The sequence below is a fragment of the Enterobacter sp. BNK-22 genome (assembly GCF_048684805.1).
Taxonomy (GTDB): Bacteria; Pseudomonadota; Gammaproteobacteria; order Enterobacterales; family Enterobacteriaceae; genus Enterobacter; species Enterobacter quasiroggenkampii.
On sequence record NZ_JBLQTT010000001.1, the window covers coordinates 3,947,836 to 3,973,576 of the forward strand.

Genomic DNA, 25,741 nt, shown 5'->3' on the forward strand with positions numbered 1-25,741 from the left:
ATATTTACCTTGATTATTACTCTCAGGCTAATGATTCAGCTCTACGCTTAATTGATGCCTTTCTCACCAGAGCGCACACTTTACTCAACGTTAAGCAAATCAAAATGATTAGCTGAATCAGGAGGTTAATAATGTTATCTGGGCAAACACCCACCCGGCAATGGAACACGCGACGCAGCGAAAAAGCGCGTCGTCTGGCCTCCGTACCGGTGCAGGGCAAGGTACTGCCAACCGGCGATCTCGTCGCCATGCTGGAAAAACTGATCGCGCCAGGCGACAAGGTCGTGCTGGAAGGTAACAACCAGAAGCAGGCCGATTTCCTTTCCCGCTCGCTGGCCGAAGTGAACCCGCAGATCGTCCACGACCTGCATATGATCATGCCGAGCGTTGGCCGTAGCGAACATCTGGATATCTTTGAGAAAGGCATCGCCCGCAAGCTGGATTTCTCCTTCTCCGGAACGCAGAGCCTGCGCATCTCCCAACTGCTGGAGGATGGTCAGCTCGAAATCGGCGCGATTCACACCTACATCGAACTCTACTCCCGTCTCTACGTCGACCTGTCGCCCAACGTGGCGCTGATTGCCGGCTTTAAAGCCGACCGCAAAGGCAACCTCTATACCGGGGCGAGCACCGAAGATACCCCGGCGCTGGTGGAAGCCGCCGCGTTCCACGACGGCATCGTCATCGCGCAGGTGAACGAGCTGGTGGATGACGAGTGTGACCTGCCGCGCGTGGACATTCCGGGCTCGTGGATTGACTTCGTGGTGGTGGCCGATAAGCCGTTCTTTATCGAACCGCTGTTTACCCGCGACCCGCGCCTGATTAAACAGGAACACATCCTGATGGCGATGATGGCCATCAAGGGTATTTATGCGGAACACCAGGTGCAGTCCCTGAACCACGGGATCGGCTTTAACACTGCGGCGATCGAGCTGCTGCTGCCTACCTACGGTGAACAGCTCGGGCTCAAAGGCAAAATCTGTAAACACTGGACGCTGAACCCGCATCCAACGCTGATCCCGGCCATCGAAAGCGGCTGGGTCGAGAGCGTGCACTGCTTCGGCGGCGAGCTGGGGATGGAAGAGTACATCCGCGCGCGTCCGGACGTCTTCTTTACCGGTGCCGACGGCTCCATGCGCTCCAACCGCGCGTTCTGCCAGCTGGCAGGTCAGTACGCGGTGGATATGTTCATCGGCTCTACGTTGCAGGTGGACGGCTACGCCAACTCCTCAACCGTGACCCGTGGTCGTCTGTCCGGCTTCGGCGGTGCGCCAAACATGGGTCACGACCCGCACGGTCGTCGCCACGCCACGCCAGCCTGGCTGAACATGATCACCGAACCTGACCCAATGCAGCGTGGCAAAAAACTGGTCGTGCAGATGGTGGAAACCTTCCAGGCGGGCGTGAAGCCGACCTTCGTGGAAAAACTCGATGCCGTTGACGTGGCGAAAGCCTCCGGTATGCCGCTGGCGCCGGTGATGATCTACGGCGATGACGTCACCCACGTGCTGACGGAAGAGGGGATTGCCTACCTCTATCGGGCGAAAGATCTGGAAGAGCGTCGCGCCATGGTCGCCGCCGTCGCGGGGATCACCGACCTCGGGCTGGGCGTAGATGCCAAACGCGTGGCGGAGCTGCGTCAGAGCGGCAAGGTGCTCTATCCGGAAGATATGGGGATCCGCCGCACTGATGCCACCCGCTCTCTGCTGGCGGCAGGTAGCGTGTCTGATCTCGTGGAATGGTCCGGCGGTCTCTATAACCCACCTGCGAAATTCCGGAGCTGGTAATGAAACTTCTCCCCCAGATTCAGGTTGAAGGCGGTGCCGAATGGCTGGCGCGAACCGCCACGCAGTGTCTGATTGACGAAGCACGTTTAAGCCCGAAACCCGGTCTGGTGGACAGTCGGGGAACGGCGCGCACCACGATTTATCCCTTGCGCTGATGGAGCGCTCCGCGCACAGCCTGACCTCCACGTTTCAGGCGCTGGCGCTGCAAAGCTGGCAGCGCCCGGCAGATATCGCACTTCGGCAAACCGTCGGGCGACTCGGTCGCGAAGGCGAGCAGCAGATGATGGCCGCAACCGGTGGCGTAAACACCCATCGCGGCGCGATTTGGGCGCTGGGGCTGCTGGTCAGCGCGGTGGCGATGCTCGGCGGTGATGCCAGGGCGCAAGACGTCGCCCGCACCGCCGCACAGCTGGCGAGACTGCCGGACGACGCGGCGCCGAAGGTGTTCAGTAAAGGCCTGCGCGCCACGCACCGTTACCGCGTGCCGGGCGCGCGTGAAGAGGCGCAGCAGGCGTTCCCGCACGTTATGCAGCGCGCGCTGCCGCAGCTTCGTCTGAGCCGCCTCAACGGCAGCAGCGAAACGCACGCCAGGCTCGACGCGCTGATGGCCATCATGACCTCACTCACCGACACCTGCGTGCTGTCACGTGCCGGAATGGAAGGGCTTGATGCTATGCAGGACGGCGCCCGTGCGGTGCTGAATGCCGGCGGCAGCGCAACGCCTGCGGGCCAGCAGGCGCTGGCGAGGTTAGACCGTCAGATGCTGGCGCTCAACGCCTCACCGGGCGGCGCTGCCGACCTGCTTGCCGCCACGCTGTTTCTCGACCGCGTCGAAACGCCAAATTCAAAGCATTAAGAGGATGTTATGGAAAAAATCACATTGACCGTGCCAGCCAGCCGCACGTTAAGCGGCAGGGCGCTGGCAGGGGTAGTCGGTTCCGGGGATATGGAGGTGCTCTTCACCGCCGAACCGGGTCAGACGTTAACCATTGATATCACCACCTCCGTGGATAACAGCCGGGGGCGCTGGGAGGCGCTGTTCAACCGTCTGCAAACCGTCAGCAGCCTGCCCGCAGGGAAGCTGACCATCCACGACTTCGGCGCGACGCCGGGCGTGGCGCGCATTCGCATCGAACAGGTTTTTGAGGGGGTGAGCCATGCGTGATGACAACAGCTTTATCGAACTGAAAGCGCGCCAGCGCGCGCAGGCCCTGCTCGACGAGGGCAGCTACCGCGAACTGCTGGATCCGTTTGAAGGCATTATTTCTCCGTGGCTTGGGCCACAGGGCATTGTGCCGCAGGCGGACGACGGCATGATGGTGGCGAAGGGCACCATCAACGGCAAGCCTGCCGTCGTCGTGGCGATTGAAGGCGCGTTCCAGGGCGGCAGCATGGGCGAAGTCTCCGGCGCCAAAATGGCGGCGGCGCTGGAGCTGGCGGCGGAGGATAACCGCAACGGCATTCCGACTCAGGCGGTACTGTGCCTCGAAACCGGCGGCGTGCGTCTGCAGGAGGCGAACCTCGGCCTGGCGGCGATTGCCGATATCCACGCGGCGATTGTGGACCTGCGTCGCTACACGCCGGTTATTGGCATTGTGGCCGGAACCGTGGGCTGCTTCGGCGGGATGTCCATCGCGGCGGCGCTGTGCAGCTACCTGATCGTGACCCGCGAAGCGCGTCTTGGCCTCAACGGCCCGCAGGTTATCGAGCAGGAGGCGGGCATTGAGGAGTATGACTCCCGCGATCGCCCGTTTATCTGGAGCATGACCGGCGGTGAAGTGCGCTATCAAAGCGGGCTGGTGGATGCGCTCGTCGGCGACGGTATCAACGCGGTGAAACAGGCGATGAACGACGCGATTGCTAAAGGCGTTCCCGCGAAACATCGCACCGATAACTACGATGATTACCTCGCCCGTCTGACGAATTTCGACACCCGCAAACAGGCTGATGCCGAACAGATTAACGCGCTTTTTGCCCGGGAGGTGAAATGATGAGTAACGCAATGAGCCGTGGCGAACGCTGGCTGGACATCCTCGCCCCGAACGCCAAACGTATCGAGGGGCTATGCCCGTCCGTCCGGGCGGCAGACGGTGAGCTAAACGGCGAGGCGGTACGTTTTGTTGCCGTCGTCCCGGATGCCAACAACCACTTCCCGCGCGCGGCGAAAGGAGAAGTGGGGCTGCTGGAAGGCTGGACCCTGGCGAAAGTGGTCAGTGAAACCGTCGCGGCGGATGCTGACAAACCCGTGAAGCGCCCGATTGTGGCGGTGATCGACGTCCCAAGCCAGGCCTATGGCCGACGCGAAGAGGCGTTTGGGATTCATCAGGCGCTGGCCGGTGCGGCAGCAGCCTATGCAAATGCCCGCCTGGCCGGTCACCCGGTGATTGGGCTTATCGTCGGCAAGGCGATGTCCGGCGCGTTCCTGGCGCACGGCTACCAGGCTAACCGTCTGATCGCCTTTAACGACAAAGGCGTGCTGATCCACGCGATGGGCAAAGAGTCTGCGGCGCGCATCACGCTGCGTACCGTCGACGCGCTGGAAAAACTGGCGGCGACCATTCCGCCAATGGCCTACGACATCAGCAACTACGCCACGCTGGGGCTGCTCTCTAACCTGCTGGATATCAGCAACCCGGATGCCCCGTCCGATAACGATCTGACGCTGGTGAAATCCACCCTGCAACAGGCCATCAGTGACGCTCGTCAGGACACCACGTTGAAAAACCGTCTGGGTGCTGACAATCGCCGCAGCTCGGCGCTCGTACGCGAACGTATGCGAGCCAGCTGGTAAGTAAAAAGAGACCTGCCAGATGCATCAACCCGTGGGCGCGTGACAGCGCCCACGCGGGAACCTGCATCCTGAAAATAATAATCATCGCGCCAGTGCTAAAACTTTTTTACTACAGGTGATTTATGACTTACGTAATTGTTCATGCTCTTGCACCGATTTTCGTCATCATGCTGCTGGGATTCTGGGCCGGCAAGGCAAAGATGGTCGATAACAAAAATGTTTCCCTGCTTAATATCTTCGTAATGGATTTTGCACTCCCTGCAGCGCTGTTCAGCGCCACCGTGCAAACCCCGTGGACCGGCATCGTTGCCCAGTCGCCGCTGATTCTGGTGCTGACGCTGGCGATGTGGATCACCTATGCGGTCATCTACTTCCTCGCCACCGGCGTCTTTAAGAAATCGCCACAGGATGCGGCCGTGCTGACGCTCACCGTCGCGTTGCCCAACTATGCAGCGCTGGGTCTGCCGATTCTGGGCAGCGTGCTGGGTGAAGGTTCCTCTACGTCGCTCTCCGTCGCGGTCTCCATCGCCTGCGGTTCGGTGCTGATGACCCCGTTCTGCCTGCTCATTCTGGAGCGTGAAAAAGCGCGCGCTGAGGGCAATAGCTCCGGCTCAACGCTCTCAATGCTGCCGGTGCTGATGTGGCGTTCCATTAAAAAACCGATCGTGATGGGCCCGCTGCTGGGCGTGATTTTGTCCGCCATCGGCATCAAAATGCCGGAGCTGGTGCTGGCGGCGATCAAACCGCTGGGACTGTCCGCGACCGCTGCGGCGCTGTTCCTGACCGGGGTGATCCTCTCTGCCCGTACGCTGCAGATTAATACCATGGTCATCACCTCCACGATCGCTAAGCTGCTGATTCAGCCAGCCATTGCCTGGGGTATCGTCTTGATTTTTGGTCTGCACGGCTCCGTGGCGATCACCGCTATCCTGATGATTGCGCTGTCTGCGGGCTTCTTCGGCGTTGTGTTCGGTAACCGCTTTGGCGTGCAGTCGCCAGATGCAGAAGCCGTGCTGCTGTTAAGCTCCGTCCTGTGTATCCTGTCGCTGCCGCTGTTTATCTCGCTGACTTCAGGAATGTAACCATGACTACCCCATTACGCCCGCACGACCTTATCTGGCTTACTGCCCGCGATGCGCTGGAAGGCATCACTGAATCCTGGGTGGAGGCCGCCTGGCATACCGGCCTGCCGGTGGTGGTGCGGCGTGATGTGGATAGCGAAGGCCGGATCCCCGTTGGCGTACGCGGTTTACGTCGCGACCAGCGGGCGGCCGGATGGGTGAAGCCCGAAAACGTGTTACGCGTGGTTTCACCGGAAGACCTGAGCGCTGCGGCCGAACTGCTGCGCTCGCCCTTTGTGACTCAGCCACCCGTTCAGGTGGCGCTTCAGCTTTCTCAGCAGGCGTGGCCGTGGACATGGGGCATTACCGGCAGTACCGGCTACGCGCTGGCGACCGGTATCCCGGTGATCCATACCGACAGCGATCTCGATCTGCTTATCCGCGCTCCACTGCCAATCTCACCGGACGCCCTGACGACGTGGCAGTCCCGGCTAAGCCGCGCGCTGTGTCGTGCCGATACGCAGGTGGATACGCCCGAGGGCGGTTTCGCGCTGGCGGAGTGGCTGCGCGACGGCAAAACGCTGCTGAAAACCCGCCGTGGACCGCGCCTGGTGGCGGATCCGTGGCGCAGGGAGGAGTGATGAAAATAGTGTTTACCTTTCCGGGGCAGGGCACGCAGCACGAAGGCATGCTGCAAAACCTGCCGGGAACGGAACTGGCTCAGGCGCGTGAGGTGCTTGGCGCCGAAGTGGATACGCTGGATAGCGCAGACGCGTTAACCCACACCCGCGCGGTTCAGCTTTGCCTGCTAATTGCAGGCGTGGCCTGGGCGCGCCAGCTGGAACGGCGCGGCGTGACGCCGGATATCGTCAGCGGGCTGTCCATCGGCGCTTATCCGGCGGCGGTCATCGCAGGCGCGCTGGACTTCACGGATGCGCTGAAGCTGGTGGCGCTGCGTGGCGATCTGATGGAGCAGGCGTATCCGCACGGCTACGGCCTGACGGCAATTATGGGGCTCACTCTGCCGCAGGTGGAAGACCTTATCCAGGGCACCGGGACCTATATTGCCAACCTGAATGCCGAAACGCAGATCGTGATTGCCGGAACCGATGAAGGAATGGCGGAGGCGGCATCGCGCGCGCTGGCGAAAGGGGCGAGCAAGGCCAAACGGCTGGCGGTCAGCGTGCCGTCGCACTGCGAACTGCTGACAGCACCTGCGCAAAAGCTGGCAACGGCGTTTGAATCGGTCACGCTTTCACGCCCACGCTGCGCCTACCTGAGCGGCAGCACCGGGCGCGTGCTGTGGCAGCCGGAAAAGATCGCCGACGATCTGGCGATGAACATGGCGCGTACGGTGCGCTGGCAGGAGGCGATGATTTCAGCGAATGAACGCGAAGCCCGGCTGGCGATCGAGATGCCCCCCGGCGGCGTACTGACCTGCCTGACGCGTCAGGCGCCGTGGGAAGGAGAGACCATTTCGCTGGAGCGCAGCGGAGTTGATGTGGCGGTACATCTGGCTAAGCGACTCCGTGCGTGATGGTTTAGCCCGGTAAGGCGCAGCCGCCACCGGGCAATAACATCAGGCACTATCCTGCAAACTGCGGGCATACATCCGCCCTTCGGCGGCCAGCGCCCGCAGGCTTGGATCCTGCTCGCGGTTGCGGGCAAAGACGATGGCGATCAGCTGTTGCATCTGGTATGGTTCGGCAAGCTTCAGGAGCTGCACGGAATTCTCATAGACCTTTTTCATCCTGCCCGGCATTAGCGTAAAGCCCACTCCCGCCTGCACCAGACTGAGCATCGAGAAAATGTCATTCACCCGGGTAACAATCTCCGGTTCGAACCCGGCGATATGAAACGCCTCCTGGAAGCCTGCATAGGTGGCGAACCCTTCCGCAAGAGAGACAAATTTTCGATCTTTATAGTCGCGCAGATCGGCCGGGCCGCGGGTATTGAGCGTCGCGGAGGCCGGTGCGGCAAGGAAGATGTCGTCATGGAACAGGGGGAGCACTTCCAGGCTGTTACGGTCGATATCGCTCTCGGAAATGGAGATAAGAATGGCGTCCAGCGAGCCTTCATCCAGCATGTGCAGCAGGGTTTCGTTGGAGCCCATCGTCAGATCCATTTCCAGATCCGGACGGCGCAGCTTCATGCCCATGATCAGGCGCGGCACGGTTTCCAGGGTGAGCGAGTAGAGCGTCCCCACGCGCAGCCGCCCCTGGCCGATCCCGGCAATTTTGCGCGACGCTTCCAGCCCGCGCTCCATCACCTGCATCACTTCCTGACAATATTCCAGCAAGGTCCAGGCGGAAGGGAGAGCAATCAGGTTACGCCCCTTGTGGGTAAAGAGCGGGCAGCGCACGTTCTCTTCCAGCGTGTGCAGCGCACGGTGAACGCTGACGCCGCTCAGGCCCAGAGTTTCGGCGGTACGCGCGATATTCCCCTTCTCCATAAACGTCATGAAGATGCTGAGCTTGCGGAATGTAATCTCGCTCGTGTTATCGAAACTCATAGCCCTCCCGGTGGATCAGTCAGCCTGCAGCATCGCTTCCAGCTGTTCCTGCGCGTCCAGCCACGCCATCTCGCACTCTTCGAGGCTGGATTTGGTTTTCGCCTGGGTTTGCAGGCAGTCCGTCAGTTCGGCTTTACGGCTCTGGTCATACAGACCGCTGTCGCCGAGCTTCTCTTCAACGGTAGCAAGCGTGGCGTTGAGCTTTTCCATCTCTTTTTCGAGACGGGCAATCTCTTTACGCAGCGGCTGCGTCTGAGTGCGCAGCTCCGCTTCACGGCGCTTCTGGTCTTTACGTGCCTGCGCGCTGTTGGCGTTGTCTTTCGTCGACTCCTCCGGCTGGTTCTCCTGCTTCTGCACGTCCGTCAGCCACTGCTGGTAGTCTTCCAGATCGCCGTCGAACGGTTCGACTTTGCCATCGTGCACTAAGTAGAGATCGTCCGTGGTGGAGCGGATCAGGTGACGGTCGTGCGAAACCACCACCAGTGCGCCTTCGAACTCAATCAGCGCTTCGGTCAGCGCCTGACGCATATCGAGATCCAGGTGGTTGGTCGGTTCATCGAGCAGCAGCAGGTTCGGGCGCTGCCAGACGATCAGCGCCAGCACCAGACGGGCTTTTTCACCGCCCGAGAAACGCTCGGTGTTTTCGGTGACCTTATCGCCCTGGAAGCCGAAGCCGCCGAGGTAGTCGCGCAGCTTCTGCTCCATCTCCTGCGGCGCCAGACGCGCGAGATGCTGAATCGGGGATTCATCCGCGCGTAAAAATTCCAGCTGATGCTGGGCGAAGTAACCCAGCTTGATGCCCTTCGCCAGGCCGATTTCACCCTTGACCGGGTTAAGCTCGCCCGCCAGCAGTTTGATTAGCGTCGATTTACCGGCACCGTTGCGTCCCAGCAAACCAATACGTGAACCCGGCACCAGGTTGAGCTTGATGGAGTCGAGAATAATGCGGTCGGCATAGCCCGCACTGACTTTTTCCATTTTCAGCAGCGGATTTGGCAGGCTTTCCGGGGCGCGGAAGCTGAAGTGGAACGGGTTGTCGACGTGCGCCGGGGCGATCATCTCCATGCGCTCCAGCATCTTGATGCGGCTCTGGGCCTGCTTTGCTTTTGACGCTTTGGCCTTGAAGCGATCCACAAAGCTCTGCAGGTGCGCCACGCGCTGCTGCTGGCTTTCGTACATGGACTGCTGCTGGGCAAGACGCGTCGCGCGCTGGCGCTCGAAGGAGCTGTAGTTGCCGGTGTACTCGAACATCGTTTGCTGTTCGATATGAATGATTTTATCCACCACCGGGTCGAGGAAGTCTCGGTCGTGGGAGATCAGAATCAGAGTGCCCTGATAGCTCTTGAGCCACTTCTCCAGCCAAATAACCGCATCGAGATCGAGGTGGTTAGTCGGTTCATCGAGCAGCAGCAGGTCAGAGCGGCAGATCAGCGCCTGCGCCAGGTTGAGGCGCATGCGCCAGCCACCGGAGAAGTCACTGACCGGGCGTTCCAGCTGTTCATTGCTGAAGCCCAGGCCGTGAAGCAGGCTGGAGGCGCGGGAGCGAATGGTCCACGCGTCGATGGCGTCCAGCTTGCCGTGAACGGTGGCAATGGCGTGGCCGTCGTTGCGCTCGTTAGCGGCGTTAAGTTCCGCCTCGAGCTTGCGGTATTCCCGGTCGCCGTCGATAACATAGTCGAGTGCCGGTTCGCTCAGGGCTGGCGTCTCCTGGTTCACCCAGGCGAGCTGCCAGTTCCCCGGGAAGGTGAAGTTACCGCCATCCGCGCTAATCTCGTTTTTCAGCAACGCCAGCAGCGTGGATTTACCACAGCCGTTTTTGCCGACCAGACCCACTTTTTGGCCTGGGTTGATGGTAGCAGTGGCGTTATCCAGCAGGACGCGCACGCCGCGACGAATTTGTAACGAGGAGAAAACAATCATAGAAGCGCCGTATGTTCCGACTATGTTAATTTGTCATTATGATAATGTAAGGTGTGGGCCATTTTCCGCACCGGGCCGCCATGGTAGCCCAAAACAACAACGATACACAAAAACAGAAACAAGACCGGGAGGGGAATGATGTTTCAGACAGCAAAAGTGCTGCTGCTGTATGCCCATCCGGAATCTCAGGACTCGGTGGCAAACCGGGTGCTGCTTAAGCCGGCCACACAGCTCAGTAACGTGACGGTGCACGATCTCTACGCGCACTATCCTGATTTCTTTATTGATATTCCTTACGAGCAGGAACTGCTGCGTCAGCATGACGTGATTGTGTTCCAGCATCCGCTTTATACCTACAGCTGTCCGGCGCTGCTCAAAGAGTGGCTGGACCGCGTGCTGAGCCGGGGCTTCTCCAGCGGGGTGGGGGGCAACCAGCTGGCGGGAAAGTACTGGCGTAGCGTGATTACGACCGGTGAACCCGAAAGCGCTTACCGCCACGACGGGCTGAACCGTTATCCGATGAGCGACATTCTGCGGCCTTTCGAGCTGACGGCGGCAATGTGCCGTATGCACTGGATGAGCCCGATTATTGTCTACTGGGCCCGACGTCAGGATCCGAAAGAACTGGCCAGCCACGCCAGAGCCTATGGTGAATGGCTGGCGTCACCGATTCCGGCAGGAGGTCGTTAATGGAAGGATCGAATTTGCTCCTCGCCGGGGTGCTGTTTTTATTTGCGGCCGTCGTCGCGGTGCCGCTTGCTGCGCGTATTGGTATCGGTGCGGTACTGGGGTATCTGCTGGCGGGGATCGCGATTGGCCCCTGGGGACTGGGATTCATCAGCGATGTAGATGAAATTCTTCACTTCTCCGAACTGGGCGTGGTGTTTCTGATGTTCATCATCGGCCTTGAGCTCAACCCTTCTAAATTGTGGCAGCTCCGACGCTCCATCTTTGGCGTGGGTGCCGCGCAGGTGGTGTTCAGCGCCGCGATTCTGGGGGGCCTGTTAATGCTGACGAATTTCTCCTGGCAGGCGGCGGTGATCGGCGGGATAGGCCTTGCGATGTCGTCGACGGCGATGGCCCTGCAGCTGATGCGCGACAAGGGGATGAACCGCAACGAAGCCGGTCAGCTGGGTTTTTCGGTGCTGCTGTTCCAGGATTTGGCGGTCATCCCGGCGCTGGCGCTGGTGCCGCTGCTGGCGGGCTCCGGCGACGACCACTTCGACTGGGCGAAAATCGCGATGAAGGTGCTGGCCTTCGCGGGGATGCTGATTGGCGGACGTTTCCTGTTACGTCCGGTGTTTCGCTTTATTGCCGCGTCCGGCGTGCGCGAGGTGTTTACCGCCGCGACGCTGCTGCTGGTGCTGGGGTCGGCATTGTTTATGGATGCGCTGGGGCTGTCGATGGCGCTCGGGACCTTTATCGCCGGGGTGCTGCTGGCGGAAAGTGAATACCGGCACGAGCTGGAAATTGCCATCGATCCCTTTAAAGGGCTGCTGTTAGGCCTGTTCTTTATTTCGGTGGGGATGGCGCTCAACCTTGGCGTGCTCTATACCCATCTGCTGTGGGTTGTGGTGAGCGTGGCCATCCTGGTGGCGGTGAAAACGCTGGTGCTGTACGTCATGGCGCGCATTTACGGCTTGCGCAGTTCGGAACGCATGCAGTTTGCCAGCGTGTTAAGCCAGGGAGGCGAGTTCGCGTTTGTGCTGTTCTCTACCGCCTCCTCCCAGAAGCTGTTTAAAGACGATCAGATGGCGCTTTTGCTGGTGACGGTCACGCTGTCAATGATGACCACGCCGCTGTTGATGAAGCTGGTGGATAAACTGCTGTCGCGCCGCCTGAATCCGACAGACGATGAAGACGAAGCGCCGTGGGTGGAGGATGATAAGCCCCAGGTGATCGTGGTGGGCTTTGGCCGCTTTGGACAGGTGATCGGGCGTTTGCTGATGGCGAACAAAATGCGCATTACGGTGCTGGAGCGGGATATCAGCGCGGTGAACCTGATGCGCAAATACGGCTACAAGGTTTACTACGGCGATGCGACCCAGCTCGAGCTACTGCGCTCGGCGGGGGCAGAGGCGGCAGAGTCCATCGTCATTACCTGTAACGACCCGGAAGACACGATGAAGCTGGTGGATCTCTGCCAGCAGCATTTCCCGCATCTGCATATTCTGGCGCGTGCGCGGGGACGTGTTGAAGCTCACGAATTATTGCAGGCGGGTGTGAAACACTTCTCCCGTGAGACGTTTTCCAGTGCGCTGGAGCTGGGGCGCAAGGCGCTGATCTCGCTTGGCATGCATCCGCATCAGGCACAGCGTGCCCAGATGCACTTCCGCCGGCTGGATATGCGGATGCTGCGCGAGCTGATGCCGGTACATACCGATACGGCGCAGATCTCCCGCGTGCGGGAAGCGCGTCGCGAGCTGGAGGAGATCTTCCAGCGCGAGATGCAGCAGGAACGACGCCAGCTCGATGGCTGGGATGAATTTGAATAAAGGGTAACGAAAGATGGCTGTACGTAAACGCTTTATCGCGGGTGCAAAATGCCCGACCTGCCAGGCACAAGATACCCTGGCGATGTGGCGGGAAAATAATATTGATGTTGTTGAGTGTGTTAAGTGCGGTCACCAGATGCGTGAGGCCGACAAAGAGGCCCGCGATCACGTTCGCAAAGAAGAGCAAGTTATCGGGATTTTTCATCCGGACTAGCGATATGCCCTGAGTTTTTTTAAGCTAAAGGGTACACAGGTGCAGATTTCCGCTACAATCTGCGCCAGCAATTTTCCCACGCTCAGGAGATATCATGAAAGTAGCAAAAGACCTGGTGGTCAGCCTGGCCTATCAGGTACGTACAGAAGACGGTGTGTTGGTTGATGAGTCTCCGGTGAGTGCGCCGCTTGACTACCTGCATGGTCACGGTTCCCTGATTTCCGGCCTGGAAAACGCGCTGGAAGGTCATGAAGTTGGCGACAAATTTGACGTTGCTGTAGGCGCGAACGACGCTTACGGTCAGTATGACGACAACCTGGTTCAGCGCGTTCCTAAAGACGTGTTCATGGGCGTTGACGAACTGCAGGTTGGCATGCGCTTCCTGGCAGAAACCGACCAGGGCCCGGTTCCAGTTGAAATCACCGAAGTGGAAGACGACCACGTCGTGGTTGACGGCAACCACATGCTGGCTGGCCAGAACCTGAAGTTCAACGTAGAAGTTGTTGCGATCCGTGAAGCGACCGAAGAAGAGCTGGCTCATGGCCACGTTCACGGTGCGCACGGTCACGACCATGACCACGATCACGGCCACGATGGCTGCTGCGGTGGTCACGGGCACGACCATGGTCATGACCACGGCCACGGTAAAGGTGGTTGCGGTAACGGCGGCTGCGGCTGCCACTAATTCCGTCATGCGGAAAATAAAAAAGCGGGATAATCCCGCTTTTTTTACGCCTCAATAATGAGGAGGTGGCGTCTCTTCCGACTGAGAGGCAATGTTCGACGGCTGCGTAGCCTTCAGCTTTTCCGTCAGCAGGCGCATATGATCCCGCAGTTTCGCCATTTCGAGCTCATGTGCGGTCACGGTCTGGTTTAGCTCTTCGATGGTGATGTCCTGAAAAGCCAGGCGGCTTTCCAGCTCAGCCATTCTCGCTTCTATCGTTGTATCCTTCATCATTCACCTCGTTTATTTCAGATTCGCCATAATGGCCCAGCGGCGGCGCAGTTTAACTGAGTTTATCCTTAAGTACAGTTCGCATCCCTCTGGCAAGAAACTTATTTAAACAAAAATAGTCTGAAAAGTGGCGAGAATTGGACGTGTCTGTCTGTAGATTTCTTCTGCAACGTTTTATAGTACGTCACTCATTTACGTTTAACGCTGGGGTGAGAGTCCCCAGGCCCTGGAGATATGGATGAAATCACTGTTTAAAGTAACGCTGCTGGCGACGACGATGGCTGTTGCGCTGAACGCGCCGCTGTCATTCGCTGCTGATACTGCTGCGAAGCCTGCTGCCACTGCAGACAGCAAAGCGGCGTTCAAAAATGACGACCAGAAATCCGCCTACGCACTGGGCGCATCTCTGGGTCGTTACATGGAAAACTCTCTGAAAGAACAAGAGAAACTGGGCATCAAACTGGATAAAGCTCAGCTGATCGCGGGCGTTCAGGACGCATTTGCCGATAAGAGCAAGCTGTCTGACCAGGAAATTGAACAGACTCTGCAGGCGTTCGAAGCGCGTGTGAAGGGCGCCGCGCAGACCAAGATGGACGCGGACGCTAAAGACAACGAAGCGAAAGGCAAAGCCTACCGCGATGCCTTTGCTAAAGAGAAGGGTGTGAAAACCTCTTCGACTGGCCTGGTGTACAAAGTTGAGAAAGAAGGCACCGGCGATGCGCCTAAAGACAGCGACACCGTTGTCGTGAACTACAAAGGTACGCTGATCGACGGTAAAGAGTTTGATAACTCTTACACCCGTGGCGAGCCGCTCTCCTTCCGTCTGGATGGTGTGATCCCGGGCTGGACTGAAGGCCTGAAAAACATCAAGAAAGGCGGCAAGATCAAGATGGTTATTCCACCGGATCTGGCCTATGGCAAAACCGGCGTTCCGGGTATCCCTGCCAACTCTACCCTGGTCTTTGACGTAGAGCTGCTGGATATCAAACCGGCACCGAAAGCGGATGCCAAGGCAGACGCACCGGCTGACGATAAAGCCGCTGCCGCTAAGAAGTAATGCTGAAAAAAAACCGCCGCCTTTAAGGCGGCGGTTTTTATTGTGGGGCAGGTATAATTAACACTGGAAAGCGTTAGGCACGCTGTATTAATTTAGTTGTCCGTGTAGATAATGAGCCTGCCCTGAAAACCTAACGACAGGCTCCTGAAAAGGAGTGTTTTTTTCATGTCCAGGTCGCTTTTAACCAACGAAACCAGTGAACTTGATTTACTGGATCAACGTCCTTTCGATCAGACCGACTTCGATATTCTGAAATCCTATGAAGCGGTAGTGGACGGGTTAGCGATGCTCATTGGCTCCCACTGCGAAATCGTATTGCACTCCCTGCAAGATCTGAAGTGTTCCGCCATCCGCATTGCGAATGGTGAGCATACTGGCCGTAAAATTGGTTCGCCAATTACCGACCTTGCATTGCGTATGTTGCATGACATGACCGGCGCGGACAGCAGCGTCTCCAAATGCTATTTCACCCGCGCCAAAAGCGGCGTGCTGATGAAGTCAGAAACCATCGCGATTCGAAACCGCGAGCATCGCGTGATTGGGCTGCTGTGCATCAACATGAACCTTGATGTGCCATTCTCGCAGATCATGAGCACCTTTGTTCCACCCGAAACGCCGGATGTTGGCTCTTCTGTTAACTTTGCCTCTTCCGTCGAAGATCTTGTGACGCAGACGCTGGAGTTCACCATTGAAGAGGTGAATGCCGATCGCAACGTCTCTAACAACGCCAAGAATCGTCAGATCGTGCTCAATCTCTATGAAAAAGGGATTTTTGATATTAAAGACGCCATCAACCAGGTGGCCGATCGTCTGAACATCTCCAAGCACACGGTCTATCTCTATATTCGCCAGTTCAAAAGCGGTGATTTCCTGGGACAAGACAAGTAATGCGTTTTGCGTTAATGGTGACAGGCCCGGCGTACGGGACTCAGCAGGCCAGCAGCGCGCTGCAGTTTGCGCATGCGCTGCTGGCAGCCGGACATGAGCTGGCGAGCGTCTTCTTCTATCGGGAAGGGGTGTATAACGCGAACCAGTTTACGTCACCGGCGAGCGATGAGTTTGACGTTGTGCGCGGCTGGCAGGCACTAAACGAAAAGCAGGGCGTAGAACTGCATATCTGCGTCGCGGCGGCACTGCGCCGCGGCGTGACCGATGCAACCGAAGCCGCGCGTCTTGGTTTATCGGGTTCTAACCTGCAGCCCGGTTTTTCGTTAAGTGGCCTGGGTGCGCTGGCACAGGCGGCGTTAACCTGCGACAGAGTGGTGCAATTCTGATGAAGCGCGTGGCATTTGTTTTTACGTCTGCGCCGCACGGCAGCGCTTCCGGCCGCGAAGGGCTCGATGCGTTACTTGCGACATCCGCGCTGACCGAAGATATCGGCGTCTTCTTTTTGGGGGACGGGGTGTTTCAGCTTCTGGCGGGTCAGCAGCCACAGGCCATTCTGGCGCGGGATTACATCGCGACCTTCAAAGTGCTGCCGCTGTACGACATTGAAACCCTGTATGTCTGCGCCGATTCGCTGGCCGCTCGCGGTTTGGATGAGAAGACGCCTTTCGTGCTGGATGTGACCGTCGTGTCTTCTGCGGCGTTGCGCGAACACCTTTCCCACTACGATACCGTTCTGACTTTCTGAGGCTGCCATGCTCCATACTTTGAGCCATTCACCATGGCAATGTGACATCGACGCGTTACTGAGTATGCTGCGCGACGGTGATGACCTGCTGCTGATTCAGGACGGCGTGCTTGCCGCACTTGAAGGCAGTCGTTTCGTTGAAATTCTCACGAATGCCCCCATAACAGTCTCTGCGCTGAAAGACGATCTGGATGCGCGGGGTCTTTCTGGTCAAATTTCAGCCAAAATTGACGTGGTTGGCTATACTGATTTCGTCAATCTTACTGTGACGCACGCCAGTCAAATGAACTGGTGATTTGAGATCGCTGTATATTTCTTGACACCTTTTCGACGTAGCCCTAAAATTTCGCGTCCTCATATTGTATGAGGTCGTTTTATTACGTGTTTACGAAGCAAAAGCTAAAACCAGGAGCTATTTAATGGCAACAGTTAACCAGCTGGTACGCAAACCACGTGCACGCAAAGTTGCGAAAAGCAACGTGCCTGCGCTGGAAGCCTGCCCGCAGAAACGTGGCGTATGTACTCGTGTATATACCACCACTCCTAAAAAACCAAACTCCGCACTGCGTAAAGTATGCCGTGTGCGTTTGACTAACGGTTTCGAAGTGACTTCCTACATCGGTGGTGAAGGTCACAACCTGCAGGAGCACTCCGTGATCCTGATCCGTGGCGGTCGTGTTAAAGACCTTCCGGGTGTTCGTTACCACACCGTTCGTGGTGCGCTGGACTGCTCAGGTGTTAAAGACCGTAAGCAGGCTCGCTCCAAGTACGGCGTGAAGCGTCCTAAGGCTTAATGGTTCTCCGTTAAGTAAGGCCAAACTGATTTATCTTAATGTCACACTAAACTCTTTGAGTTTTGGACAATCCTGAATTAACAACGGAGTATTCCCATGCCACGTCGTCGCGTCATTGGTCAGCGTAAAATTCTTCCAGATCCGAAATTCGGATCAGAACTGCTGGCAAAATTTGTCAATATCCTGATGGTAGATGGTAAAAAATCTACTGCAGAAGCAATCGTATACAGCGCGCTTGAGACCCTGGCTCAGCGTTCTGGTAAAAATGAACTGGAAGCTTTCGAAGTCGCTCTCGACAACGTTCGCCCAACTGTAGAAGTTAAGTCCCGCCGCGTTGGTGGTTCTACTTATCAGGTTCCAGTTGAAGTTCGTCCGGTTCGTCGTAATGCCCTGGCAATGCGTTGGATCGTTGAAGCTGCTCGTAAACGCGGTGATAAATCCATGGCTCTGCGTCTGGCGAACGAACTTTCTGATGCTGCAGACAACAAAGGTACTGCAGTTAAGAAACGTGAAGACGTTCACCGTATGGCAGAAGCCAACAAGGCGTTCGCACACTACCGTTGGTAATCCCTTCGGAGTCTTAGTCACCAGGCGGGCGCTTCAGAGAAGCCGCCCGCTCTGGGTAACTTAACTGAACGCCTAAAGATATAAACGAGGAATCAAATGGCTCGTACAACACCCATCGCACGCTACCGTAACATCGGTATCAGTGCGCACATCGACGCCGGTAAAACCACTACTACCGAACGTATTCTGTTCTACACCGGTGTAAACCACAAAATCGGTGAAGTTCATGACGGCGCAGCCACCATGGACTGGATGGAACAGGAGCAGGAGCGTGGTATCACTATCACCTCCGCAGCGACTACTGCATTCTGGTCAGGTATGGCTAAGCAGTATGAACCGCATCGCGTAAACATCATCGACACCCCAGGGCACGTTGACTTCACCATCGAAGTAGAACGTTCCATGCGTGTTCTTGACGGCGCGGTAATGGTTTATTGCGCAGTTGGTGGTGTTCAGCCACAGTCTGAAACCGTATGGCGTCAGGCGAACAAATATAAAGTTCCACGCATCGCGTTCGTTAACAAAATGGACCGTATGGGTGCTAACTTCCTGAAAGTTGTTGGTCAGATCAAAACCCGTCTGGGCGCGAACCCTGTTCCGCTGCAGCTGGCAATTGGTGCTGAAGAAGGCTTCACCGGCGTTATCGACCTGGTGAAAATGAAAGCCATCAACTGGAACGATGCAGACCAGGGCGTTACCTTCGAATACGAAGATATCCCAGCTGCAATGCAGGACCTGGCTGACGAATGGCACCAGAACCTGATCGAATCCGCTGCTGAAGCTTCTGAAGAGCTGATGGAGAAATACCTGGGTGGTGAAGAACTGACTGAAGAAGAGATCAAAAAAGCTCTGCGTCAGCGCGTTCTGAACAACGAAATCATCCTGGTAACCTGTGGTTCTGCGTTCAAGAACAAAGGTGTTCAGGCGATGCTGGATGCGGTAGTTGACTACCTGCCATCCCCAGTTGACGTTCCTGCGATCAACGGCATCCTGGACGACGGTAAAGATACCCCGGCTGAGCGTCACGCAAGCGACGAAGAGCCATTCTCTGCACTGGCGTTCAAAATTGCTACCGACCCATTCGTGGGTAACCTGACCTTCTTCCGCGTTTACTCTGGTGTGGTTAACTCCGGTGACACCATCCTGAACTCCGTGAAAGCGGCGCGTGAGCGTTTTGGCCGTATCGTACAGATGCACGCTAACAAACGTGAAGAGATCAAAGAAGTTCGTGCGGGCGACATCGCTGCAGCTATCGGTCTGAAAGACGTGACCACTGGTGACACCCTGTGTGACCCGGATCACCCGATCATTCTGGAGCGTATGGAATTCCCAGAGCCGGTAATCTCCATCGCAGTTGAACCAAAAACCAAAGCTGACCAGGAAAAAATGGGTCTGGCTCTGGGCCGTCTGGCGAAAGAAGACCCATCATTCCGCGTATGGACTGATGAAGAATCTAACCAGACCATCATCGCTGGTATGGGTGAACTGCACCTGGACATCATCGTTGACCGTATGAAGCGTGAATTCAACGTTGAAGCGAACGTGGGTAAACCTCAGGTTGCTTACCGCGAAGCGATTCGCGCGAAAGTTACCGACATTGAAGGTAAACACGCTAAGCAGTCTGGTGGTCGCGGTCAGTACGGTCACGTTGTGATCGACATGTACCCACTGGAGCCGGGCTCTAACCCGAAAGGTTACGAGTTCATCAACGACATCAAAGGTGGTGTAATTCCTGGCGAATACATCCCAGCCGTTGATAAAGGCATCCAGGAACAGCTGAAAGCGGGCCCTCTGGCTGGCTATCCGGTTGTTGACATGGGTGTTCGTCTGCACTTCGGTTCTTACCACGACGTTGACTCCTCTGAACTGGCGTTTAAACTGGCTGCGTCTATTGCCTTTAAAGAAGGCTTTAAGAAAGCAAAACCAGTTCTGCTTGAGCCAATCATGAAGGTTGAAGTAGAAACTCCTGAAGAGAACACCGGTGACGTTATCGGTGACTTGAGCCGTCGTCGCGGTATGCTGCGTGGTCAGGAATCCGAAGTAACTGGCGTTAAGATCCACGCTGAAGTTCCGCTGTCTGAAATGTTCGGATATGCAACTCAGCTGCGTTCTCTGACCAAAGGTCGTGCATCATACACCATGGAATTCCTGAAGTATGATGATGCGCCTAACAACGTTGCTCAGGCCGTTATTGAAGCCCGTGGTAAGTAATCCACAGGATTAAAACCTAAGTCCCGTGCTCTCTCCACAGGGGAGAGCACTATAGTAAGGAATATAGCCGTGTCTAAAGAAAAATTTGAACGTACAAAACCGCACGTCAACGTTGGTACTATCGGCCACGTTGACCATGGTAAAACTACCCTGACTGCTGCAATCACTACCGTTCTGGCTAAAACCTACGGTGGTTCTGCTCGTGCATTCGACCAGATCGATAACGCACCAGAAGAAAAAGCTCGTGGTATCACCATCAACACTTCCCACGTTGAATATGACACCCCGACTCGCCACTACGCACACGTAGACTGCCCAGGCCACGCCGACTATGTTAAAAACATGATCACCGGTGCTGCGCAGATGGACGGCGCGATCCTGGTTGTTGCTGCGACTGACGGCCCAATGCCTCAGACTCGTGAGCACATCCTGCTGGGTCGTCAGGTAGGCGTTCCTTTCATCATCGTGTTCCTGAACAAGTGCGACATGGTTGATGACGAAGAGCTGCTGGAACTGGTAGAGATGGAAGTTCGTGAACTGCTGTCTCAGTACGATTTCCCAGGCGACGATACCCCAATCGTTCGTGGTTCTGCTCTGAAAGCGCTGGAAGGCGAAGCTGAGTGGGAAGCGAAAATCATCGAACTGGCTGGTTTCCTGGATTCTTACATCCCAGAACCAGAGCGTGCGATTGACAAGCCATTCCTGCTGCCAATCGAAGACGTATTCTCCATCTCCGGTCGTGGTACCGTTGTTACCGGTCGTGTAGAGCGCGGTATCATCAAAGTTGGTGAAGAAGTTGAAATCGTTGGTATCAAAGAGACTGCGAAGTCTACCTGTACTGGCGTTGAAATGTTCCGCAAACTGCTGGACGAAGGCCGTGCTGGTGAGAACGTTGGTGTTCTGCTGCGTGGTATCAAACGTGAAGAAATCGAACGTGGTCAGGTTCTGGCTAAGCCAGGCTCAATCAAGCCACACACCAAGTTCGAATCTGAAGTGTACATCCTGTCCAAAGACGAAGGCGGCCGTCATACTCCGTTCTTCAAAGGCTACCGTCCACAGTTCTACTTCCGTACGACTGACGTGACCGGTACCATCGAACTGCCAGAAGGCGTTGAGATGGTAATGCCAGGCGACAACATCAAGATGGTTGTGACTCTGATCCACCCAATCGCGATGGACGACGGTCTGCGTTTCGCAATCCGTGAAGGTGGCCGTACCGTTGGCGCGGGCGTTGTTGCTAAAGTTCTGGGCTAATTAATTATCCCCGAATAAAAAAAGGACGCTTCGGCGTCCTTTTTTGTTTTCTGCCGCTCAGGCGTTGTCACAAAATTTCGCATTTTTTGCCTGCTCCCGCCCCGCATTCTGGCGTTTGTGCTATTGTAATCATAACCATTCTCACTTACACTTTGCGCATAATTTGAACGGGAGTTTCTATGTACGTTTGTTTATGTAATGGTGTAAGCGACAAAAAAATACGTCAGGCCGTTCGCCAGTTTCAGCCCCAGTCATTCCAGCAGCTTCGCAAATTTGTTCCGGTGGGAAATCAATGCGGTAAATGTGTACGTGCTGCGCGAGAGATCATGCAGGACGAACTGATGCAGATCCCGGAATACAAAGAGATCGCGTAAGCGCCCATCTTTTTTTTGACATCCCTGTAGCCCGATCTACGCTTCAATGAGTGGAAGCGGAGGGACTATATAATGAAAGGTGATGTTAAAATCATAAGTTATCTCAATAAATTATTGGGAAATGAGCTTGTCGCAATCAACCAGTATTTTCTTCACGCGAGAATGTTCAAAAACTGGGGACTCAAACGTTTAAACGACGTTGAGTACCATGAATCTATAGATGAGATGAAACACGCTGATAAATATATCGAGCGTATTTTATTCCTTGAAGGCATTCCAAACCTGCAGGATCTCGGCAAGCTGGGCATCGGAGAAGATGTCGAAGAGATGCTGCGTTCCGACCTCAGGCTGGAACTTGAAGGCGCTAAAGATCTCCGTGAAGCCATTGCCTATGCTGACAGCGTACATGACTACGTCAGTCGCGATATGATGATCCAGATCCTGGCCGATGAAGAAGGGCATATTGACTGGCTGGAAACAGAGCTGGATCTCATTGCTAAAATTGGCCTGCAAAACTATCTTCAGTCACAGATTAAAGTGGAAGAATAAGCAACGTCTTCCAGCCTACGCATAAACCCGCTGCTGCCAGAAATGGCCCAAAAGGCAGCGGGTTTTTTATTGCCTTCTTATCAGGGCGGATTAACGAAAAGACAAGTATGCAGAGAAGCGCCATCAGCGCCGCGAGTAACGCCAGCGTTGGCAGTACGCACCAGCCATGCCATGCACCAAGCGCCGCCAGGTATTTCACATCGCCATATCCCATACCTTCACGCCGGCAGATAAACCAGTAGCCCCAGTAAATAACGGCAAAGCCAATATATCCAGCCATCGCACCCGCCACCGCGCTCGGCAGAAAATCAGGTTGGATACAGAGCTGGAAGAGCAGCCCAGCCCATAGCAGCGGGCAGAGAAATTTATCGGGAAGCAGACCGTAGCGAATATCGGCATGTACCAGTAAGGCAGTCAGTGAAAGATAGATCAGCAGAAAGGGGAGGGTGGTTAGCATGTAAAAGGCCTCAAACGGGTTTGAGCGCATAGTCGTTATAATCGGCCTGTCCGGCAATGCACAAAAAACGGAGATGCGTAGCGGCTCGAAACAAAGCATCGCCGCAGAATACATTGCATAAAACGTTGCGCGCTCTTACGCACCCTGCGACATTGGCGCTTAATTTCTAAACGGCACTTGCGTCTTGCCCAGATTTACGTATAATGCGCGGGCTTGTCGTAATTGACGGCGGGTTCAATCAGAACCAGAGTAGCTCATTTTGTTACTCAACAATGCTCCCAATTGGGGAGCTACGTAAGAACGGTTACACTCTCCCATCAATCGTAATGGGTTTGAGGAGTAATCATTTTCGTTTATAAAATAATTGGAGCTCTGGTCTCATGCAGAACCAAAGAATCCGTATCCGCCTTAAAGCGTTTGATCATCGTCTGATCGATCAATCAACCGCGGAAATCGTCGAGACTGCTAAGCGCACTGGTGCGCAAGTCCGTGGTCCGATCCCGCTGCCGACCCGCAAAGAGCGCTTCACCGTTCTGATCTCTCCGCACGTTAACAAAGACGCGCGCGATCAGTACGAAATCCGCACTCACAAGCGTCTGGTTGACATCGTTGAGCCAACTGAGAAAACCGTTGATGCTCTGATGCGTCTGGATCTGGCTGCCGGTGTAGACGTGCAGATCAGCCTGGGTTAATCAGGTCATCGAGCGATTGAGAGGTTGAAACAATGATTGGTTTAGTCGGTAAAAAAGTGGGTATGACCCGCATCTTCACTGAAGATGGCGTTTCTATCCCAGTAACCGTAATCGAAGTTGAAGCAAACCGCGTTACTCAGGTTAAAGATCTGGCTAACGATGGCTACCGCGCTATTCAGGTTACCACTGGTGCTAAAAAAGCTAACCGTGTAACCAAACCAGAAGCGGGTCACTTCGCTAAAGCTGGCGTAGAAGCTGGCCGTGGTCTGTGGGAATTCCGTCTTGCTGAAGGCGAAGAGTTCACCGTAGGTCAGGACATTAGCGTTGAGCTGTTTGCTGACGTTAAAAAAGTTGACGTAACCGGTACCTCTAAAGGTAAAGGTTTTGCTGGTACCGTTAAGCGCTGGAACTTCCGTACCCAGGACGCTACCCACGGTAACTCCTTGTCTCACCGCGTTCCGGGTTCTATCGGTCAGAACCAGACTCCGGGCAAAGTGTTCAAAGGCAAGAAAATGGCAGGTCAGCTGGGCAACGAACGTGTAACCGTTCAGAGCCTGGACGTAGTACGTGTTGACGCTGAGCGCAACCTGCTGCTGGTTAAAGGTGCGGTCCCGGGTGCAACCGGTAGCGACCTGATCGTTAAACCAGCTGTGAAGGCGTAAGGGGATAGCAATGGAATTAGTATTGAAAGACGCGCAGAGCGCGCTGACTGTTTCCGAAACTACCTTCGGTCGTGATTTCAACGAAGCGCTGGTTCACCAGGTTGTTGTTGCTTATGCAGCTGGTGCTCGTCAGGGTACTCGTGCTCAGAAGACTCGTGCTGAAGTAACTGGTTCTGGCAAAAAGCCATGGCGCCAGAAAGGTACCGGCCGTGCGCGTTCAGGTTCTATCAAGAGCCCGATCTGGCGTTCAGGTGGCGTGACCTTCGCTGCGCGTCCACAGGACCACAGTCAAAAAGTTAACAAAAAGATGTACCGCGGCGCGCTGAAAAGCATCCTGTCCGAACTGGTACGTCAGGATCGTCTGATCGTTGTCGAGAAGTTCTCTGTTGAAGCGCCTAAAACTAAGCTGCTGGCACAGAAACTGAAAGACATGGCTCTGGAAGATGTGCTGATCATCACCGGTGAGCTGGACGAGAACCTGTTCCTGGCCGCACGTAACCTGCACAAGGTTGACGTACGCGATGCGACTGGTATCGACCCGGTTAGCCTGATCGCCTTCGACAAAGTCGTAATGACTGCTGATGCTGTTAAGCAAGTTGAGGAGATGCTGGCATGATTCGTGAAGAACGTCTGCTGAAGGTGCTTCGCGCACCGCACGTTTCTGAAAAAGCGTCTACTGCGATGGAAAAAACAAACACCATCGTTCTCAAAGTTGCTAAAGACGCGACCAAAGCAGAGATCAAAGCTGCTGTGCAGAAACTGTTTGAAGTCGAAGTCGAAGTCGTTAACACCCTGGTAGTTAAAGGGAAAGTTAAACGTCACGGACAGCGTATCGGTCGTCGTAGCGACTGGAAAAAAGCTTACGTCACCCTGAAAGAAGGCCAGAATCTGGACTTCGTTGGCGGCGCTGAGTAAGTCGGAGGAGTAATACAATGGCAGTTGTTAAATGTAAACCGACATCTCCGGGTCGTCGCCACGTAGTTAAAGTGGTTAACCCTGAGCTGCACAAGGGCAAACCTTTTGCTCCGTTGCTGGAAAAAAACAGCAAATCCGGTGGTCGTAACAACAATGGCCGTATCACCACTCGTCACATCGGTGGTGGCCACAAGCAGGCTTATCGTATTGTTGACTTCAAACGCAACAAAGACGGTATCCCAGCAGTTGTTGAACGTCTTGAGTACGATCCGAACCGTTCCGCGAACATCGCGCTGGTTCTGTACAAAGATGGCGAACGCCGTTACATCCTGGCCCCTAAAGGCCTGAAAGCTGGCGACCAGATTCAGTCTGGCGTTGATGCTGCAATCAAAGCAGGCAACACCCTGCCGATGCGCAATATCCCGGTTGGTTCTACCGTTCATAACGTAGAAATGAAACCAGGTAAAGGCGGTCAGCTGGCGCGTTCCGCGGGTACTTACGTTCAGATCGTTGCGCGTGATGGTGCTTATGTCACCCTGCGTCTGCGTTCTGGTGAAATGCGTAAAGTCGAAGCAGACTGCCGCGCTACTCTGGGCGAAGTTGGCAATGCTGAGCATATGCTGCGCGTTCTGGGTAAAGCAGGTGCTGCACGCTGGCGTGGTGTTCGTCCTACCGTTCGCGGTACTGCGATGAACCCAGTCGACCACCCACATGGTGGTGGTGAAGGTCGTAACTTTGGTAAGCACCCGGTATCTCCGTGGGGCGTTCAGACCAAAGGTAAGAAGACCCGCAGCAACAAGCGTACTGATAAATTTATCGTACGTCGCCGTAGCAAATAATT

The 25,741-nt window shown here is 55.8% G+C and carries 31 protein-coding genes and 1 pseudogene; 28 read left to right on the plus strand and 4 right to left on the minus strand.

Features of this window, described 5'->3' with window-relative positions:
- Nucleotides 1-131: 131 nt before the first annotated feature.
- The 8 genes and pseudogenes from mdcA to mdcH all read left to right on the plus strand — a co-directional run bounded on the left by mdcA (nt 132) and on the right by mdcH (nt 7,176).
- A complete protein-coding gene (gene mdcA / locus ACMGGE_RS18555) occupies nt 132-1,787 on the plus strand; it encodes a malonate decarboxylase subunit alpha (RefSeq protein ID WP_420294040.1) in 1,656 nt (551 codons plus the stop codon).
- Nucleotides 1,787-2,643, plus strand: a pseudogene (locus ACMGGE_RS18560) (triphosphoribosyl-dephospho-CoA synthase). Before mdcA ends, ACMGGE_RS18560 begins: the two are co-directional and overlap by 1 nt.
- Nucleotides 2,644-2,652: 9 nt before the next feature.
- The gene (gene mdcC / locus ACMGGE_RS18565) at nt 2,653-2,952 is read left to right on the plus strand and encodes a malonate decarboxylase acyl carrier protein (protein WP_023294711.1); all 300 of its coding nucleotides are present in this window, start codon (nt 2,653-2,655) and stop codon (nt 2,950-2,952) included.
- The gene (locus tag ACMGGE_RS18570; RefSeq protein ID WP_420294041.1) at nt 2,945-3,778 is read left to right on the plus strand and encodes a biotin-independent malonate decarboxylase subunit beta; all 834 of its coding nucleotides are present in this window, start codon (nt 2,945-2,947) and stop codon (nt 3,776-3,778) included. Before mdcC ends, ACMGGE_RS18570 begins: the two co-directional genes overlap by 8 nt.
- Nucleotides 3,778-4,578: a biotin-independent malonate decarboxylase subunit gamma gene (mdcE, locus tag ACMGGE_RS18575; RefSeq protein ID WP_420294195.1), complete on the plus strand. Its 801-nt coding sequence runs from the start codon at nt 3,778-3,780 to the stop codon at nt 4,576-4,578. The genes ACMGGE_RS18570 and mdcE overlap by 1 nt, the downstream gene beginning before the upstream one ends.
- 122 nt (nt 4,579-4,700) lie before the next feature.
- Complete coding sequence (locus tag ACMGGE_RS18580) at nt 4,701-5,660, plus strand: AEC family transporter (RefSeq protein ID WP_111967823.1); 960 nt, start codon at nt 4,701-4,703, stop codon at nt 5,658-5,660.
- A gap of 2 nt (nt 5,661-5,662) precedes the next feature.
- Nucleotides 5,663-6,280 (plus strand): malonate decarboxylase holo-ACP synthase, encoded by a 618-nt coding sequence (locus tag ACMGGE_RS18585; RefSeq protein WP_420294042.1) that lies wholly within the window; start codon nt 5,663-5,665, stop codon nt 6,278-6,280.
- Nucleotides 6,280-7,176, plus strand: coding sequence for a malonate decarboxylase subunit epsilon (gene mdcH / locus ACMGGE_RS18590; protein ID WP_420294043.1), 897 nt, complete (start codon nt 6,280-6,282; stop codon nt 7,174-7,176). Before ACMGGE_RS18585 ends, mdcH begins: the two co-directional genes overlap by 1 nt.
- Before the next feature lie 42 nt (nt 7,177-7,218).
- On the opposite strand, the gene ACMGGE_RS18595 is transcribed toward mdcH, so the two are convergent.
- A complete protein-coding gene (locus tag ACMGGE_RS18595) occupies nt 7,219-8,151 on the minus strand; it encodes a LysR family transcriptional regulator (RefSeq protein ID WP_021242218.1) in 933 nt (310 codons plus the stop codon).
- Nucleotides 8,152-8,166: 15 nt separating this feature from the next.
- A complete protein-coding gene (locus ACMGGE_RS18600) occupies nt 8,167-10,071 on the minus strand; it encodes an ABC transporter ATP-binding protein (protein ID WP_167214974.1) in 1,905 nt (634 codons plus the stop codon).
- A 135-nt stretch (nt 10,072-10,206) separates the two neighbouring features.
- Between ACMGGE_RS18600 and kefG the strand changes: the two genes are divergently transcribed.
- The 4 genes from kefG to slyD all read left to right on the plus strand — a co-directional run bounded on the left by kefG (nt 10,207) and on the right by slyD (nt 13,465).
- On the plus strand, nt 10,207-10,761 hold the full coding sequence (gene kefG / locus ACMGGE_RS18605; protein ID WP_420294044.1) for a glutathione-regulated potassium-efflux system ancillary protein KefG: 555 nt from the start codon (nt 10,207-10,209) through the stop codon (nt 10,759-10,761).
- Nucleotides 10,761-12,566 (plus strand): glutathione-regulated potassium-efflux system protein KefB, encoded by a 1,806-nt coding sequence (gene kefB / locus ACMGGE_RS18610; protein ID WP_045909312.1) that lies wholly within the window; start codon nt 10,761-10,763, stop codon nt 12,564-12,566. Before kefG ends, kefB begins: the two co-directional genes overlap by 1 nt.
- Nucleotides 12,567-12,579: 13 nt before the next feature.
- Complete coding sequence (locus ACMGGE_RS18615; RefSeq protein WP_010436300.1) at nt 12,580-12,780, plus strand: YheV family putative zinc ribbon protein; 201 nt, start codon at nt 12,580-12,582, stop codon at nt 12,778-12,780.
- A 94-nt stretch (nt 12,781-12,874) separates the two neighbouring features.
- Complete coding sequence (slyD, locus tag ACMGGE_RS18620) at nt 12,875-13,465, plus strand: peptidylprolyl isomerase (RefSeq protein WP_008503010.1); 591 nt, start codon at nt 12,875-12,877, stop codon at nt 13,463-13,465.
- A 51-nt stretch (nt 13,466-13,516) separates the two neighbouring features.
- Here the strand turns inward: slyD and ACMGGE_RS18625 are convergent, their stop codons facing one another.
- Nucleotides 13,517-13,735: a protein SlyX gene (locus ACMGGE_RS18625; RefSeq protein WP_008503009.1), complete on the minus strand. Its 219-nt coding sequence runs from the start codon at nt 13,733-13,735 to the stop codon at nt 13,517-13,519.
- A 238-nt stretch (nt 13,736-13,973) separates the two neighbouring features.
- Between ACMGGE_RS18625 and fkpA the strand changes: the two genes are divergently transcribed.
- The 11 genes from fkpA to bfr all read left to right on the plus strand — a co-directional run bounded on the left by fkpA (nt 13,974) and on the right by bfr (nt 22,174).
- A complete protein-coding gene (gene fkpA / locus ACMGGE_RS18630) occupies nt 13,974-14,792 on the plus strand; it encodes an FKBP-type peptidyl-prolyl cis-trans isomerase (RefSeq protein ID WP_008503008.1) in 819 nt (272 codons plus the stop codon).
- A 165-nt stretch (nt 14,793-14,957) separates the two neighbouring features.
- On the plus strand, nt 14,958-15,680 hold the full coding sequence (locus tag ACMGGE_RS18635) for a helix-turn-helix transcriptional regulator (RefSeq protein ID WP_045330517.1): 723 nt from the start codon (nt 14,958-14,960) through the stop codon (nt 15,678-15,680).
- Nucleotides 15,680-16,066, plus strand: coding sequence for a sulfurtransferase complex subunit TusD (gene tusD / locus ACMGGE_RS18640; RefSeq protein ID WP_023294706.1), 387 nt, complete (start codon nt 15,680-15,682; stop codon nt 16,064-16,066). The genes ACMGGE_RS18635 and tusD overlap by 1 nt, the downstream gene beginning before the upstream one ends.
- Nucleotides 16,066-16,425, plus strand: a complete 360-nt coding sequence (tusC, locus tag ACMGGE_RS18645; protein ID WP_262802583.1) for a sulfurtransferase complex subunit TusC — start codon at nt 16,066-16,068, stop codon at nt 16,423-16,425. Before tusD ends, tusC begins: the two co-directional genes overlap by 1 nt.
- 7 nt (nt 16,426-16,432) lie before the next feature.
- A complete protein-coding gene (gene tusB / locus ACMGGE_RS18650; protein WP_045909310.1) occupies nt 16,433-16,720 on the plus strand; it encodes a sulfurtransferase complex subunit TusB in 288 nt (95 codons plus the stop codon).
- A gap of 124 nt (nt 16,721-16,844) precedes the next feature.
- Nucleotides 16,845-17,219 carry a 30S ribosomal protein S12 gene (gene rpsL / locus ACMGGE_RS18655; protein WP_000246815.1) on the plus strand — a complete coding sequence of 125 codons (375 nt, stop codon included), beginning with the start codon at nt 16,845-16,847 and terminating at the stop codon, nt 17,217-17,219.
- Nucleotides 17,220-17,315: 96 nt separating this feature from the next.
- The gene (gene rpsG, locus ACMGGE_RS18660) at nt 17,316-17,786 is read left to right on the plus strand and encodes a 30S ribosomal protein S7 (RefSeq protein WP_004106370.1); all 471 of its coding nucleotides are present in this window, start codon (nt 17,316-17,318) and stop codon (nt 17,784-17,786) included.
- A gap of 96 nt (nt 17,787-17,882) precedes the next feature.
- Nucleotides 17,883-19,997 (plus strand): elongation factor G, encoded by a 2,115-nt coding sequence (gene fusA, locus ACMGGE_RS18665; protein WP_008503004.1) that lies wholly within the window; start codon nt 17,883-17,885, stop codon nt 19,995-19,997.
- Between the two features lie 69 nt (nt 19,998-20,066).
- The gene (gene tuf, locus ACMGGE_RS18670; protein WP_014068448.1) at nt 20,067-21,251 is read left to right on the plus strand and encodes an elongation factor Tu; all 1,185 of its coding nucleotides are present in this window, start codon (nt 20,067-20,069) and stop codon (nt 21,249-21,251) included.
- Between the two features lie 179 nt (nt 21,252-21,430).
- Nucleotides 21,431-21,625 (plus strand): bacterioferritin-associated ferredoxin, encoded by a 195-nt coding sequence (gene bfd, locus ACMGGE_RS18675; RefSeq protein WP_008503493.1) that lies wholly within the window; start codon nt 21,431-21,433, stop codon nt 21,623-21,625.
- 72 nt (nt 21,626-21,697) lie between these two features.
- Nucleotides 21,698-22,174 (plus strand): bacterioferritin, encoded by a 477-nt coding sequence (gene bfr, locus ACMGGE_RS18680; protein WP_008503492.1) that lies wholly within the window; start codon nt 21,698-21,700, stop codon nt 22,172-22,174.
- Here the strand turns inward: bfr and ACMGGE_RS18685 are convergent.
- A complete protein-coding gene (locus ACMGGE_RS18685) occupies nt 22,158-22,631 on the minus strand; it encodes a prepilin peptidase (RefSeq protein ID WP_262823603.1) in 474 nt (157 codons plus the stop codon). The two genes, bfr and ACMGGE_RS18685, sit on opposite strands and share 17 nt — an antisense overlap.
- Nucleotides 22,632-23,011: 380 nt before the next feature.
- Here ACMGGE_RS18685 and rpsJ point away from each other — a divergent pair, with 380 nt between their 5' ends.
- The 5 genes from rpsJ to rplB are packed head-to-tail and all read left to right on the plus strand — an operon-like array spanning nt 23,012 to nt 25,739.
- Nucleotides 23,012-23,323, plus strand: a complete 312-nt coding sequence (rpsJ, locus tag ACMGGE_RS18690) for a 30S ribosomal protein S10 (RefSeq protein WP_001181005.1) — start codon at nt 23,012-23,014, stop codon at nt 23,321-23,323.
- 32 nt (nt 23,324-23,355) lie between these two features.
- Nucleotides 23,356-23,985: a 50S ribosomal protein L3 gene (gene rplC / locus ACMGGE_RS18695; RefSeq protein ID WP_003863274.1), complete on the plus strand. Its 630-nt coding sequence runs from the start codon at nt 23,356-23,358 to the stop codon at nt 23,983-23,985.
- A gap of 10 nt (nt 23,986-23,995) precedes the next feature.
- On the plus strand, nt 23,996-24,601 hold the full coding sequence (gene rplD / locus ACMGGE_RS18700) for a 50S ribosomal protein L4 (RefSeq protein ID WP_000424395.1): 606 nt from the start codon (nt 23,996-23,998) through the stop codon (nt 24,599-24,601).
- Nucleotides 24,598-24,900, plus strand: a complete 303-nt coding sequence (rplW, locus tag ACMGGE_RS18705; RefSeq protein WP_000617546.1) for a 50S ribosomal protein L23 — start codon at nt 24,598-24,600, stop codon at nt 24,898-24,900. Before rplD ends, rplW begins: the two co-directional genes overlap by 4 nt.
- A 17-nt stretch (nt 24,901-24,917) precedes the next feature.
- A complete protein-coding gene (gene rplB, locus ACMGGE_RS18710; protein ID WP_008457150.1) occupies nt 24,918-25,739 on the plus strand; it encodes a 50S ribosomal protein L2 in 822 nt (273 codons plus the stop codon).
- Nucleotides 25,740-25,741: the final 2 nt, after the last annotated feature.

What these genes read in the sequence shown, in the direction of transcription:
- rpsL (WP_000246815.1), top strand. Translation starts at nt 16,845, where the DNA reads ATGGCAACAGTTAACCAGCTGGTACGCAAACCACGTGCACGCAAAGTT.
- tusD (WP_023294706.1), top strand. Translation starts at nt 15,680, where the DNA reads ATGCGTTTTGCGTTAATGGTGACAGGCCCGGCGTACGGGACTCAGCAG.
- ACMGGE_RS18635 (WP_045330517.1), top strand. Translation starts at nt 14,958, where the DNA reads ATGTCCAGGTCGCTTTTAACCAACGAAACCAGTGAACTTGATTTACTG.
- mdcE (WP_420294195.1), top strand. Translation starts at nt 3,778, where the DNA reads ATGAGTAACGCAATGAGCCGTGGCGAACGCTGGCTGGACATCCTCGCC.
- bfr (WP_008503492.1), top strand. Translation starts at nt 21,698, where the DNA reads ATGAAAGGTGATGTTAAAATCATAAGTTATCTCAATAAATTATTGGGA.
- ACMGGE_RS18685 (WP_262823603.1), bottom strand. Translation starts at nt 22,631, where the DNA reads ATGCTAACCACCCTCCCCTTTCTGCTGATCTATCTTTCACTGACTGCC.
- ACMGGE_RS18585 (WP_420294042.1), top strand. Translation starts at nt 5,663, where the DNA reads ATGACTACCCCATTACGCCCGCACGACCTTATCTGGCTTACTGCCCGC.
- fusA (WP_008503004.1), top strand. Translation starts at nt 17,883, where the DNA reads ATGGCTCGTACAACACCCATCGCACGCTACCGTAACATCGGTATCAGT.
- rpsJ (WP_001181005.1), top strand. Translation starts at nt 23,012, where the DNA reads ATGCAGAACCAAAGAATCCGTATCCGCCTTAAAGCGTTTGATCATCGT.
- ACMGGE_RS18570 (WP_420294041.1), top strand. Translation starts at nt 2,945, where the DNA reads ATGCGTGATGACAACAGCTTTATCGAACTGAAAGCGCGCCAGCGCGCG.
- tusB (WP_045909310.1), top strand. Translation starts at nt 16,433, where the DNA reads ATGCTCCATACTTTGAGCCATTCACCATGGCAATGTGACATCGACGCG.
- mdcC (WP_023294711.1), top strand. Translation starts at nt 2,653, where the DNA reads ATGGAAAAAATCACATTGACCGTGCCAGCCAGCCGCACGTTAAGCGGC.
- ACMGGE_RS18615 (WP_010436300.1), top strand. Translation starts at nt 12,580, where the DNA reads ATGGCTGTACGTAAACGCTTTATCGCGGGTGCAAAATGCCCGACCTGC.
- tusC (WP_262802583.1), top strand. Translation starts at nt 16,066, where the DNA reads ATGAAGCGCGTGGCATTTGTTTTTACGTCTGCGCCGCACGGCAGCGCT.
- mdcA (WP_420294040.1), top strand. Translation starts at nt 132, where the DNA reads ATGTTATCTGGGCAAACACCCACCCGGCAATGGAACACGCGACGCAGC.
- ACMGGE_RS18580 (WP_111967823.1), top strand. Translation starts at nt 4,701, where the DNA reads ATGACTTACGTAATTGTTCATGCTCTTGCACCGATTTTCGTCATCATG.
- rplW (WP_000617546.1), top strand. Translation starts at nt 24,598, where the DNA reads ATGATTCGTGAAGAACGTCTGCTGAAGGTGCTTCGCGCACCGCACGTT.
- bfd (WP_008503493.1), top strand. Translation starts at nt 21,431, where the DNA reads ATGTACGTTTGTTTATGTAATGGTGTAAGCGACAAAAAAATACGTCAG.
- rplC (WP_003863274.1), top strand. Translation starts at nt 23,356, where the DNA reads ATGATTGGTTTAGTCGGTAAAAAAGTGGGTATGACCCGCATCTTCACT.
- mdcH (WP_420294043.1), top strand. Translation starts at nt 6,280, where the DNA reads ATGAAAATAGTGTTTACCTTTCCGGGGCAGGGCACGCAGCACGAAGGC.
- fkpA (WP_008503008.1), top strand. Translation starts at nt 13,974, where the DNA reads ATGAAATCACTGTTTAAAGTAACGCTGCTGGCGACGACGATGGCTGTT.
- rplD (WP_000424395.1), top strand. Translation starts at nt 23,996, where the DNA reads ATGGAATTAGTATTGAAAGACGCGCAGAGCGCGCTGACTGTTTCCGAA.
- ACMGGE_RS18595 (WP_021242218.1), bottom strand. Translation starts at nt 8,151, where the DNA reads ATGAGTTTCGATAACACGAGCGAGATTACATTCCGCAAGCTCAGCATC.
- kefB (WP_045909312.1), top strand. Translation starts at nt 10,761, where the DNA reads ATGGAAGGATCGAATTTGCTCCTCGCCGGGGTGCTGTTTTTATTTGCG.
- rpsG (WP_004106370.1), top strand. Translation starts at nt 17,316, where the DNA reads ATGCCACGTCGTCGCGTCATTGGTCAGCGTAAAATTCTTCCAGATCCG.
- kefG (WP_420294044.1), top strand. Translation starts at nt 10,207, where the DNA reads ATGATGTTTCAGACAGCAAAAGTGCTGCTGCTGTATGCCCATCCGGAA.
- ACMGGE_RS18600 (WP_167214974.1), bottom strand. Translation starts at nt 10,071, where the DNA reads ATGATTGTTTTCTCCTCGTTACAAATTCGTCGCGGCGTGCGCGTCCTG.
- ACMGGE_RS18625 (WP_008503009.1), bottom strand. Translation starts at nt 13,735, where the DNA reads ATGAAGGATACAACGATAGAAGCGAGAATGGCTGAGCTGGAAAGCCGC.
- rplB (WP_008457150.1), top strand. Translation starts at nt 24,918, where the DNA reads ATGGCAGTTGTTAAATGTAAACCGACATCTCCGGGTCGTCGCCACGTA.
- slyD (WP_008503010.1), top strand. Translation starts at nt 12,875, where the DNA reads ATGAAAGTAGCAAAAGACCTGGTGGTCAGCCTGGCCTATCAGGTACGT.